At 41.2% G+C, this 11,576-nt stretch carries 12 protein-coding genes; 11 read left to right on the top strand and 1 reads right to left on the bottom strand.

Annotated elements, in window-relative coordinates:
• The first annotated feature begins 181 nt into the window (after window positions 1–181).
• The 8 genes from P5V12_RS14985 (at window position 182) to P5V12_RS14950 (ending at window position 4,481) form a co-directional block, all read left to right on the top strand.
• Window positions 182–463, top strand: coding sequence for a hypothetical protein (locus P5V12_RS14985; RefSeq protein ID WP_316953891.1), 282 nt, complete (start codon window positions 182–184; stop codon window positions 461–463).
• Window positions 464–575: 112 nt separating this feature from the next.
• Window positions 576–1,415: a hypothetical protein gene (locus P5V12_RS14980; protein ID WP_316953890.1), complete on the top strand. Its 840-nt coding sequence runs from the start codon at window positions 576–578 to the stop codon at window positions 1,413–1,415.
• 92 nt (window positions 1,416–1,507) lie between these two features.
• Window positions 1,508–1,639 carry a hypothetical protein gene (locus tag P5V12_RS14975; RefSeq protein WP_316953889.1) on the top strand — a complete coding sequence of 44 codons (132 nt, stop codon included), beginning with the start codon at window positions 1,508–1,510 and terminating at the stop codon, window positions 1,637–1,639.
• A 280-nt stretch (window positions 1,640–1,919) separates the two neighbouring features.
• Window positions 1,920–2,234: a hypothetical protein gene (locus P5V12_RS14970; RefSeq protein WP_316953888.1), complete on the top strand. Its 315-nt coding sequence runs from the start codon at window positions 1,920–1,922 to the stop codon at window positions 2,232–2,234.
• A gap of 63 nt (window positions 2,235–2,297) precedes the next feature.
• Entirely contained in the window at window positions 2,298–2,720 is a 423-nt protein-coding gene (locus P5V12_RS14965) for a hypothetical protein (protein WP_316953887.1), read from the top strand.
• A 110-nt stretch (window positions 2,721–2,830) separates the two neighbouring features.
• Complete coding sequence (locus P5V12_RS14960; protein WP_316953886.1) at window positions 2,831–3,001, top strand: hypothetical protein; 171 nt, start codon at window positions 2,831–2,833, stop codon at window positions 2,999–3,001.
• 400 nt (window positions 3,002–3,401) lie between these two features.
• Complete coding sequence (locus tag P5V12_RS14955) at window positions 3,402–3,536, top strand: hypothetical protein (RefSeq protein WP_316953885.1); 135 nt, start codon at window positions 3,402–3,404, stop codon at window positions 3,534–3,536.
• A gap of 414 nt (window positions 3,537–3,950) precedes the next feature.
• Window positions 3,951–4,481 carry a hypothetical protein gene (locus P5V12_RS14950; protein ID WP_316953884.1) on the top strand — a complete coding sequence of 177 codons (531 nt, stop codon included), beginning with the start codon at window positions 3,951–3,953 and terminating at the stop codon, window positions 4,479–4,481.
• Between the two features lie 13 nt (window positions 4,482–4,494).
• Here the strand turns inward: P5V12_RS14950 and P5V12_RS14945 are convergent, their stop codons facing one another.
• Entirely contained in the window at window positions 4,495–6,306 is a 1,812-nt protein-coding gene (locus P5V12_RS14945) for an ABC transporter substrate-binding protein (protein ID WP_316953883.1), read from the bottom strand.
• A gap of 69 nt (window positions 6,307–6,375) precedes the next feature.
• Here P5V12_RS14945 and P5V12_RS14940 point away from each other — a divergent pair, with 69 nt between their 5' ends.
• The 3 genes from P5V12_RS14940 (at window position 6,376) to P5V12_RS14930 (ending at window position 10,782) form a co-directional block, all read left to right on the top strand.
• Window positions 6,376–6,819 (top strand): YqaA family protein, encoded by a 444-nt coding sequence (locus P5V12_RS14940; RefSeq protein WP_316953882.1) that lies wholly within the window; start codon window positions 6,376–6,378, stop codon window positions 6,817–6,819.
• A gap of 739 nt (window positions 6,820–7,558) precedes the next feature.
• Entirely contained in the window at window positions 7,559–9,292 is a 1,734-nt protein-coding gene (locus P5V12_RS14935; RefSeq protein WP_316953881.1) for a chloride channel protein, read from the top strand.
• A 329-nt stretch (window positions 9,293–9,621) separates the two neighbouring features.
• Window positions 9,622–10,782, top strand: coding sequence for a PQQ-binding-like beta-propeller repeat protein (locus tag P5V12_RS14930; RefSeq protein ID WP_316953880.1), 1,161 nt, complete (start codon window positions 9,622–9,624; stop codon window positions 10,780–10,782).
• Window positions 10,783–11,576 lie beyond the last annotated feature (794 nt).

Here is an 11,576-nt window from a genome sequence, read left to right as displayed (position 1 = left end):
AAGTTATTTCGACTGCTTGGTGGCACATAAACTATTCGGAATATGTACTTTGTTTTGTCGGAATATTGATGTACTCTTGAGGCTAGCTAGGTTCAAGAGTGGTGCCTAAATTCGATTTCTGTACCTGCAGGGATATTTGGCATTCATACTAAGCCAAAATTTGTACAAGGAGCGTTAATATATGGATACAGGGTTAAATTCGCTTGTCGTCTCGGCTCGTTTTCACCAGCTACCCACCGAACCCGAACAGCTTTCCCATGAGTTTGGTCAAACAGCGTTAACCCTGATTATCGATCTGTTCTTTGTGTTTATTTTCTTCGCTGTAATGTGGTACTACAGTCAACGTTTAACTGGATTGTACTTGGCAGCATTACGTGTTGTTGTCCGTTTTTATTACTCCCCATATTGCGCCACAAGCTGGATGAAAAATTCAAGCATGGTGCGGCAAATACCGCTTTTTTAACCGATTCCATTATCGGCGCCAAAATTTGGGTAATGTGGCCAGTCAGGTGGCAGAGTTAATTAATAGGAGCAGTAAGTTGTATCTTTTGGATTTGTAAGTTAAGGAGAAAGATGTGATTATATTTTTATTATTCTTTATTCATAATTTCTTTAAAAGGTTATTTGTTAATTCTCTGGTGGTTAAAGTGCTGGTATTGGGGATGATTCTATTGACTACCTTAAATGGTAGTGCCCAAAATCTCGATTCTGACGAATCTTCCGTAAAGAACGGTTTATCCCTTACGAAGACGAAAGAAAAGGTGAATTATGTGATGTCGAAAGATCTAGGTCCATCTAGGAACTTAATGGACAACTTTTGCCAAAAACTACTAGATAGTTTTAATAGTTTTAAAGATGAACCGCCAATGGTATGTGATATGAAGTTCAACGCCGATATGGGCTTTACTGAGCCTGATTGGCAGCCTATAAAAACGGATGATATTGACTGGGAAATGATTAAGCAAATATTTTATTTACGATATGAGCGCTATAGAAGACCGGAGCAGTTGGATACGGAGTGGCTACAAGAAGAGCTAAGAGTTCGAGAAATGGCCAATAAGGAAGCAATTTTATGGCAGGCGAATATCGATATCGACAATAGTGGAGAAAGCGAGCAGGTGCTTTGGTACAAAGGGCGTAAATGCGATAGAGAACGGCATTATTTTGGCCCTGCGGGTGCAGGTTCTCTGCATGTTCTGGATAATAAAGGAAGGTTAGATATAGAAAAATACAAGCTTCTAAATAGAGGAAATAGCTTTGTGGCTTTTTACTATGAGAATGACTTACTTTTGTCTTATTGGAACGGTTCAGGAGCTAACTTCAATAAAGGTGGATATATCTATATAGGTAAGGGGGGCGCTAGAAGATTCTTTTTTACGGGAAGAGAAATTTGCGTTTTTAAACATATCCCATAAATAAAAAATAGGAAAATATATTATGCTTACGAATTTACAATTGCTTAATGCCAACGAGTATTCCGAATTTGTATATCAGCTTTTGTTGACAGTTGAATAAGGAAATCGCCCTTATTCCGGGAATGGCTGTCACCACGGAAGTGAATATTGGTCAACGACGAATAATTGAATTTGTTCTTACGCCACTAATTCGGGCGAGAAAAGAAGGATTGAGGGAGCGTTAAATAAGTGGCGTACAATCTCACGTCCGAATTAATGTGCTTTCAACTTCCTGTCTATCACGGTAAGTATATGTTTCTATTAAACAAAAAGAGATAACAATATTGGCACCGATGTCGGATGTAAGTCTACCGCTTGAGAATAAAGAGGCGTACAAAAGTTTGTTGGCATATTAGCTAATTCTCAAGCGAAGGGAGGCGACCAATATTCAAGATTTTAGCCTGCCACCGTTTCACAGTTATGTATAAATATTAAGTTATTAAGAATAAAGTAGGAGAAAAAGTCTTGAGAAGAGCTATTTTATCCATTTTCACAGTATTAATATTGATCGCCTGTGGAGCATGGTTGTATGTTCTTGATCAAGGTGCATCACAACAGTTTATGGATACATGGACCGCGTTCGGCGTCCAGCCCTATAAATTAACTTTGTTGTTGTTCGAGTATATTGAATATTGGCTATTTCTGATGTGGGTGATTGCTTTAATAAGTATTGCTCCATTGTTTTCTTCTGGTCGAGTGCAGTATTTAAGTGTTGTACTATCCAGTATGTTTCTTATTGTTCTTCTGGGGACTGTATACGTAAATATGGTGGTCGTATAATGTAATAAATCGGAGTTATCCTGCATTTTTACTTGGGTAGAATTATAGGGAAAGGATAGATCTATGGGTGTTAAAAAGTATAAGTGGTGGGTCGTTATTGCTGTGTACCTGGCTTTGTTTGGTGATCGACATATCGCATCGGCAATTTTTTACTATCAGTGTCAGAAAGGCGAACCTGTTCAAGTATTTGAAACGATTCTTCTGGAGGATGAGTTTGTTGTTCTTGTCTCAAAGGACGAAAAAGAAAAGTTTGGTTTTGATGGTCGTTTTGTGTTGGATGAAAATAGTGTAATTAATAAATCTTACTTTGAAAGTTTATACGAATTCCGGTATCGAGATGACTATAAAATATCTGATTTTGGTCCGGTTGGAATGATGGTCTCATCTATCATTCGGAAAGAAGATGGAAAAGTTATGTCAAAAGCTGAAACTATATATAAAAAATATGGATGGCTATCAAACAAAGTTTCAACTATTTTTCCTTGAAACTCTACTTCATGCCCTTCAGGAAGAGATATAGATAACTTTCCGATGGCATGGAAGCAACATTTTTATTTAATATCGAATACTTTTGTTAAGGATGAGTAATTGTCAATATGGAAGATGTTTTTCTGAACTCTTTATTAGCTTGCGCAGACAATCTATTGCCTGGTGGTTCAAGGTCTGCGCTTGAAAGTGTATTGCTTGATCCTGTAGATGGGCGTAATGAATTATCAATAACTCAAGCGGAGCTAGTGGCTAGAAATTATCGTGTAGTGAAATGGTAAGAAATCTTGAGTAAGGATCATTTTACAGTTTTGTTCTTGTGGTTGGAAAGGTGTGATAGTCGATCTGAATTTATGGTTTCTAAATGTTTGGTATGTATTGTTTATATTTTATGGATAGGATATTTCATCTTGGTTTCTGTGGTGCAGTAAAAAATTTAAGGTGAATAATAATGAAGTACGAACTTAGGAGTATTGAACCGGAAGGTGTAGATAAAATTATTTCTGATATCCCTGATAGCTCGATGCTTAAAAAACTTGGTGTGGTTCGGAGAGTACAGCGGATTTCCTAGATATTGGGCCGCGAATGAGGATAAAAGCATATTTTTAACAAGCTGGCCCAAGGTCGTTCGATCTGATGAATTGGATCGTCCGTATTTCCTATTTATGAGATGGGCGGTCTATGAGTTTTCCAGTGTTGGCGATGTTGGGGATATGTTCTGTTTCTAGAGCTGCTGATGATGTGAACAATAATACGTTATATCTTTTAGATGCTGAATTGGATGCCAAAGGTGAAGCAACTATTCTGATGCGGTGATAATGGTTTTATTGTATATGGTTGTTCGATATGGCCATCATATAGAATTAAATAAAAATTGCGTTGAATTTTGGATTTGGATGGACAAATGGAATGAAATGTGAATTAAAATAAACTACGATGTTGCTGTTGCTAAAAATAATACAGGATTCTCCTAGCCGACTAGAGTATTCAAAAATTTGCCTCTGGTTAATAGCAGCGAAGCATATTCATATTTTGGGATTATTAATTCGGATGGCTCGAGTTACTTGGTATGTATGCCGTCCCCAGCGGTATTGGAAATATTATTCCTCAAACCACTAAGGACGAGATTCAACCCGTTTTGGCCGCATCGTGGCAATAATCAGATGTTTTATTTTTAAACGTAAAAAAGATGGGAGATTTCCTCCCTGGTTTTGTTCTAAGGAGTTACGAATGAAAAAAGTATTTATTGGATTGTTTTTAAGCATTTGTTCCCTGTCATCTGTGGCAGCTGAGAAGAAAATTGACCCAGCGGTGTTGGAGTTTGCTCAGCTTTCAGGCATAGAGGGCATTCTGCAATCGACTATGACGCAAACCCGAGACTCTCTGCAGGCGACTATGATCGATATGTCAGCTGGTTTGAAAGCACAATACCCAAATCTGACAGCAGAACAGGAAAAAATGTTGGATGATATTATGGGGCAGTATGTATCATCTATCATCAATTCCATTGATGTAAAAACCGCTACCTATATTTATTCTGAAGTGGTTGCCAATGGTATGAGTAAATCCGAAGTCTCTCAGATGAATGATTTCTATAAGTCACCTGAAGGTAAGAATATGCAGAGGGTGGTTGGTGAGGCATCTCAAGAGTTAAATGAGTATATTCTGAATACGATGAGTGCATCGGTGAAAGTGGCTCAGGCGAAATTGGTTCAGGATTTGAATACGTTTAAAGCCAGCGTAACTACAGGGCAGCAATAGCCTGTATGTATCGTTATTGAGTTTTTACATCTTGTTTGATGGGTAGTGTAACTGTGAAGGTGGAACCTTCCCCTAGGGTGCTTTCGCAGGTTACGCTACCATTATGCAGCTTACTTAACTCCATCACTAATGCTAGCCCCAGCCCAGTACCATGCCCCTTGATGTTTTTACTTTTTTCGTCAAACTGGCGAAACCGGGTAAAGAGTTTCGGTATGTCGGTGGCGTGAATACCTATCCCCTGGTCAGTAATCGCAATTGCAAGCATCTCTAAACCGTTCTGCTCTGTCAACGAACAATCAATAGTGATGCATCCATCGCTTGAGTATTTAATCGCGTTACTGAGTAAATTCAGGATAATTTCTGTTAAGCGGACGGGGTCCGCATCGAAGGTTTCTAAAGGGTATTTGTCCGGTTTCTTGATGTAGATACCTTTCTCATCCGCCAGTATTGAAACGCTGTTAACGGCTTTACTGATTTGGCTTTCCAAGTCACACGGGCATATATTTAGTTCCATCTGCCCGGATTCAATTTTTTCTATATCCAATAAATCGTTCACCATTTCTAATAAATGGTGGCCACTGTTGTTGATGGCCCGAAGTGCACGATTATGTTTGTCTTCCAAGTCTGGCCCCAGGATTTTGATCAACCGGCTGGAATAGCCAATAATAGAATTTAACGGTGTTCGTAGTTCGTGGGACATGCTCGCCAAAAAGTTATTTTTAACACTGTTGGCTTTAATCAGTTCTTGTGTTTTATGTTCGATCACCTTTTTTAATTTGTAGTTAATTAAAAAGAACAGTGCGGTAAGTATGGCTATAAGGGTCAAACCCAATAAAATAATGAGCTTCAGGCGGGATTCTTGCTCGCTAGCATAGTAATGCATGTAGTGCAGTTTACTAATATTGCCATCACCGTAAACCAGACCTTTTTCTTGATAGATTTCTGCCAGTCGCTGAAAGCGGGACTCATTCATATCACCTATATGGTGTAAGCGAGGCTTTATCATGCGTCGGATGGTGAGTACTTCATAATCAAATTGCTCTCTCGATGTATAAGCGTCAGGCGCATATTTTTCGGTTAACCAGTCATACACCTCATCCGGGTGTTCTAATGCGTATTCCCAACCTTTTAACGTGGCCTCACGAAACTTCAAGGTGATATTGGGATGTTTACGAATATACGCTTCACTGGTAAACAGGTTGTCTCCGTAGAAATCAATTCCGTAGTTGGAAGGTGAGATAATATTGACTGCGATACCTTTCTTTCGATATAGAAAAGGTTGATTGCTGATATAGGCTGACATGGCGTCGGCGTAACCGGTGAGTAGAGCATCGTTGTCAAAATTATGGGGGACATGGATAAAATCCTGCTCTGACATACCCACTTCATTGAATACGGCGGTAATCAGAGCATCATCGATGTCCTTCTGATACATGACTTTTTTCCCCTTTAGATCCAGGGGCGATGTCAGGTTCTTTTCTGCCAGTGTCATTAATATCAGAGGGGAGCTTTGAAATATTACTGCGAGCATTACCACTGGGTCGCCATTCAGGCGTCGCAAAATAATACTTGAATCGGCAACGCCAAAGTCATCTCTTCCAGAAATAACATCGTCTGCGGGTGTGGTTTTGGGGTCTCGCTCTTTCAGTGTAACGTTTAGTCCGGCATCCGCATAAAACCCCTTTTCGTAGGCGGCGTAATAGCCGGCAAATTGGTAGCTATGAAACCATTTCAGGCGGACGGAAAGGTCTTGGTCGCCACGGGCGATATTCCCGGTTAGAATTAATACCGTGAATGTTAAAACTAACAATGCTTTAAATGGCATGTTACTCCCCTAAGACACATAAAAATCAGTATAGCTCCGATGGAGTCCGCCAGTGTTGAAGCCATATTTATGACAGATTTACTATTTGAGTTGGGTTATATCGGCTTATTCGTTTCAGCTTTTCTAGCGGCGACGATTTTGCCTCTTAGCTCTGAAGTCGTGCTAACCACTTTACTATTGAACGACTTTTCTCCCGCTGTATTGGTGGCTGTAGCTACGGTCGGTAACACCTTGGGGTCGTTTACCAACTATGCGTTGGGGTATTGGGCGGGGGCTGGTGTGGCGACACGTTGGCTAAAAATGTCTGAAGAGGAGTTTGTTCGCGCCGAACAACGTTTCGTTAAGTATGGGGTATTCTCCCTGTGTTTTGCATGGCTGCCTATTATTGGCGATCCGTTAACCATCGTCGCGGGTGTTTTACGCGTTCGGTTGCTATGGTTTGTACTGCTGGTTACTCTGGGGAAGTTCGTTCGTTATAGTGTGCTGAGCCTGTTAACTTTAAATATTTGGTAGTAGGGAAGGGAATGCACTACGTGGTTAACGGTTCAGGATGTTATTCTTTTCTTTTCCTCTTTATCGTGCTTTGAAAAAATCATTTTAAATAATCAAGCGATTTAAAAGCTTCGTGCGGAAAAGCGTGATGGTTTAGAACTTTACATCGCTCTCCTTGTATTTGCATTTGTAATTTCCAGGTTTGTTCTGCAACTGAATTAATAGTATGGAATTGTTTTTTACATGCTAATAAACACCATACTTTATGTAGGTGTAGTTTTTATTATCTTTTAGGCTTTTTGCTTTTTAGCCTAAGAATAAAATCCGTGAGCGTTTTATTGGATTGAAAAAACGTAACGACACGTTTGTATGCTATTGTTTTAGTCATTATGACAAACACCCGTGTGTTTGTTTTTTTATTGTGGGGTTGGATGGATATATCGCCGTTATTACTGAAAAGTATATCCTTAGTGCGATTCTATATATTGGATTTGTTCTGGTGATTGGCGGAATCAGGAAGTCTTTGTGGTGTGTCAACAGCGTCATTTTGCTGGATGGGTTGAAATATACCGGTTCTCTATCGATGTTAACAGCAAGGCATGCATAAAAAACAGGCAAATTAAGCAAAATCTCAAGTTTATTTGATCAAGCCGGGCATGGACGAGCCCGAAATCCTATACCCTCCGCGCTCGTTTTGTCATGGCTGCTGCCTGATTAAACGCCTTCCTTAAAAACTATGATATATGATGAGGTTATAGAATTGGATAACTCGAAGTTAGTATCCAGAAGTTCTGGAACAGTATTTCTCATATCCATCGTGATCGGTATTCTCAGCGGGATTTTCTCCTGGCTCTTTCGACTCTTGATTGGCTTTATTCACAATGCCGTTTTTCTTGGTCAGTTTTCAACGAATTATGATGCAAACCAACATACGCCAGAATCCTATCTGGGGTGGTTAATTATTTTTGCGCCGGTATTAGGTGGCATTCTTGTGGTGTATTTGGTTAAAAACTTTGCGCCGCAAGCCAAAGGTCACGGTGTACCGGAGGTGATGAACGCCATTTATCACAAGCGCGGTATTATTCCGGGCAGTGTCAGTATTGTTAAGGCGCTTGCTTCTGCGATCACTATTGGTACCGGTGGTTCACTTGGTCGTGAAGGTCCCATTATTCAAATATCGGCGGCGTTAAGTTCAACGTTGGGCAAGTGGACTCGTGTCAGTGTCAGTCAACGTAATTTATTTATTGCCTGTGGTGCCAGCTCGGGTATTGCTGCCACGTTTAATGCACCCTTAGGGGGGATTCTTTTTTCAATTGAGCTTTTGTTAATTACCATTAACAGCAGAACCATTTTAGCTGTGGCAGTGTCGACGGTTATTGCGGCAAATGTTGGTCATTTTTTAATTGGTAATGAACCTGCATTTTCCATCCCGGAATTATTAAAAATGCCAGAGCATGGGCCGGCGTTTATTCCTTCTCTGCTTTCCATTCCGTTAGGTGTGTTGGTGGGGTTATTTGCGATTGTCTTTGTTCGAAGTATTTACTTTTCTGAGGAAGTATTCGAAAAGATTCCGGTGAATGATTATGTCCGTCACATGATCGGTACTCTGGTATTGGGGATCATGTTTTACAGCATTCACACTTATACGGGGAATTACTATGTTCAGGGTGTGGGGTATGCCACTATTCAGGACGTATTAATGAACATGATTCAAGACCCGCTTTTTCTGGTGTTCTTGATTATTGCAAAAATATTGGCCACCGGTTTGACCATTGGCTCCGGTGGTTCGGGGGGCGTTTTTTCTCCATCATTATTTTTAGGCGCAGTCACTGGTGCGTTGTTTGGTAACCTGGTGAACATGTTATTCCCTGAATTGAATGTCAGCCCGGTGATTTTTGTGGTGGTGAGTATGGCGGCGATGGTTTCGGCAACCACCAGTGCGCCGTTAACCGCGGCCATTATTATTTATGAAATGACGCTGGATTATCAGGCAGTGCTTCCCATTATGATTGGGGTGAGTATCGCCTATGCCGTCCGTCGGCACTTTATGACCGGGGATATATATACGCTCAAATTGAATCGTCGAGGTTTTATGGTGCCGGAAGGGCTGGTTTCCGATCTGAAATCGCATATGGCAGTGGATGATGTCATGTCGAAGAGCTTCCAGGTATTGTCGGGCGAAGACCAAGCTCCTGAAGATGTGGAGTTTATCTGTGTCGAAGAAGACGGGCGGGTAAAAGGCGTGATCGACTTGAGTCATGACCATATCAGAAGTGACAGACCGCTAGATGACTTTAAGCAACGAAGCTACATTGTGTTGGAACCTGGTACTACCTTGACGGGGGCGGCCAAACGGTTCCACATGAGCCGATGTACTATTGGCTTAGTCAGTACAACGGGTGCGGCGGATGAAGAGTCCATCATTGGGGTGGTTTCCAACAGTCTGGTAGCCCATGCGATTGCGGATGTTACCGCGACCCTCAAAGGCGATTAACAAAATCCTTTTTATACCCGAAGCTGGGGCAAGTTAGCTGGCAATACTGGAGCTGCTTTCCCCACTTGCCGACGGGCTTCTTATCTTCCTTCCTTTATTACGTATACGCTCTTTGTTTGCTTACCAATCCCTTTTATAAAGGATATGCTCTGAACAATTTCTGGTTATTGGGCGAAAAAGGTGCAAAAAAAGGCAAAATTGCTCCACTTAAGATTTCTTAAGGTCCCTAAAGGTCTTCCTCAGGACATTTAAAGCAGTTCTTTCTAAAGTTGACAGCGGTGTCGAGGTTTCTCGACCCTATAACTCTTAACAATTACCTGGGAGAGAACATGGAAAAAATAACCCGTTTAGCATTGACTGCGCTTGGCGTTATTGCGCTTTTACTCACAGTATCTACCCCCTCTTTAGCAGGCAGTGGCGAACTGCTTTGGAAATATAAAGCCGATGGCGCTATTTGGGGAGACGTTGTTGTACGAGGTAAAACGGCCTACTTCGGTAGTGACGACAATCATATGTATGCCGTTGATATTGGTCGCCAGTCTTTAAAATGGAAAGCGAAAACCCGAGGAATAGTACGCTCCACCCCTGCGTTTAAGCGTGGCCATATCTACTTTACCAGTGATGATGGTTTTCTCTACGCGTTGGATAAGCGTACCGGAGCGTTGTCCTGGAGGCTGGATTTAGGGGATGGTGATTTTGTACGTAATGGGCCTTCCAATGAGCCACCCTGGGATTACGATTGGAGCAAGTCCTCCCCGGTTGTTGCTGGCCAAACATTATATGTAGGCAGTGCTACCGGTACTTTCTATGCGGTTAACCCGTACTCCGGTGAGGTGAAATGGACATATAAAGTGTCTACACCTATTCGTGCAACACCAAGCGTGTTTGGTAAGTATGTTTACTTTACCAACTTGGGAGGGGAAGTCACTGCGCTGAATCGCAAGAACGGTAGCGTATATTGGGTTTTCGCTACAGGTGGTCGGGTTGTGTCTCAACCTTCAGTGATTGATGGAAAGGTGATTGTCGGAGGACGCGATGCGCACTTGTATGGCATCAATGCGTTAACTGGTGAGTTGGATTGGAAATATTTCTATACCGACGGATCATGGGTGGAGTCTTCTGCAATACCGGGTGATGAGGAGAATACGTTTTTTATTGCCAGTTCGGATGCAAAGAAGGTTTCCAAATTTGATAGCACGACGGGGGTAGAAATTTGGAACACGCCGATGCCTGGTTGGTCCTGGGGGACGCCGAGGCTGGCAGATGATGTGTTGTACATTGGATCAACGGCGACAGATGACTATTGGCAACCGATTTCACGTGGCTTTAAAGCAATAGACGCTGAGACCGGTGACGTCCTTTGGCAATATCAACCGGCTCATGTCGAGCAAGGCTTTGTGAATGGCGGTGTACATGCTCGCCCTGCAGTGAAATTCGGTAAAGTGTTTGTTGGTGATGTGGATGGCCATTTATATGTGTTTGAAGAGTAAGTAGTTGGTCTACGCTGTTAACCTTTCCGCTTTTGCAAACGAGATAAATAAATATCCTCATGTGTTTATTTATCGGTGCATATTTGCCAGAGCTGGAAAGGCTTTTTTATTAGAGTACCCGGTGAGCTGAATAAAACTATAGATGGTGATTTTTTACGACAGTGTGAGATATCGTCACAGGTATGTCGTGTACTCTAACCCGCATATTCTGAATCGCTTTTAAAAGAGTTATTTCTTGAGAACAAATCTCAATTCCATAATCACATCGTTCTAATCCATATCCAGAATCTATTTTGCCAAAAATAATTTCTATTTTCGGGATTTATTCCACCAATAATTATTGAAGGTATGATGATTAAAAATTTCATTTTGTCACCTCAAATACCTTTTTTAGATTTTCATGAAAATTAAAGAATGAATTGGTTCACACAAATTAAATAGGGCATATAGGTGGCATAAAAGCTTATATGTAGTGTGGCATAATGCACGTTCGTGTTTTGACTATTTTCGTGGCGCATCATGCATTAACGAGAATAATTATTACTAATATATAAGGGGGCATAAAGCTCCTGTGTAGACTCCTGAATCTCTTTCTAGTACGTGAAGGCTATCTTTTTGTAAGTCCAGGTTGAAGCCTGATTTATTCACGTTGAGCCCAACTGGTCGTTTTTCAGATCTGGGTGTTGTATCAGATGTAAAACAATATATGTGTATGAAAGCATCCGCTTTCAGGCTGCTTTGTGCCTGGTAAAAATATCGCTATACATTTTTTGACAAAAATCGATAAAGTTTTC

Origin of the sequence: Teredinibacter sp. KSP-S5-2 (assembly GCF_032773895.1) — a bacterium.
Classification (GTDB): domain Bacteria; phylum Pseudomonadota; class Gammaproteobacteria; order Pseudomonadales; family Cellvibrionaceae.
The sequence above is the reverse complement of the archived record's forward strand: the minus strand, read 5'-3'. Positions and strand labels throughout refer to the sequence as shown.

Coding starts and splice junctions, on each gene's coding strand:
- P5V12_RS14945 (WP_316953883.1), bottom strand. CDS start 6,306: ATGCCATTTAAAGCATTGTTAGTTTTAACATTCACGGTATTAATTCTA.
- P5V12_RS14930 (WP_316953880.1), top strand. CDS start 9,622: ATGGAAAAAATAACCCGTTTAGCATTGACTGCGCTTGGCGTTATTGCG.
- P5V12_RS14960 (WP_316953886.1), top strand. CDS start 2,831: ATGGAAGATGTTTTTCTGAACTCTTTATTAGCTTGCGCAGACAATCTA.
- P5V12_RS14940 (WP_316953882.1), top strand. CDS start 6,376: ATGACAGATTTACTATTTGAGTTGGGTTATATCGGCTTATTCGTTTCA.
- P5V12_RS14950 (WP_316953884.1), top strand. CDS start 3,951: ATGAAAAAAGTATTTATTGGATTGTTTTTAAGCATTTGTTCCCTGTCA.
- P5V12_RS14985 (WP_316953891.1), top strand. CDS start 182: ATGGATACAGGGTTAAATTCGCTTGTCGTCTCGGCTCGTTTTCACCAG.
- P5V12_RS14955 (WP_316953885.1), top strand. CDS start 3,402: ATGAGTTTTCCAGTGTTGGCGATGTTGGGGATATGTTCTGTTTCTAGA.
- P5V12_RS14965 (WP_316953887.1), top strand. CDS start 2,298: ATGGGTGTTAAAAAGTATAAGTGGTGGGTCGTTATTGCTGTGTACCTG.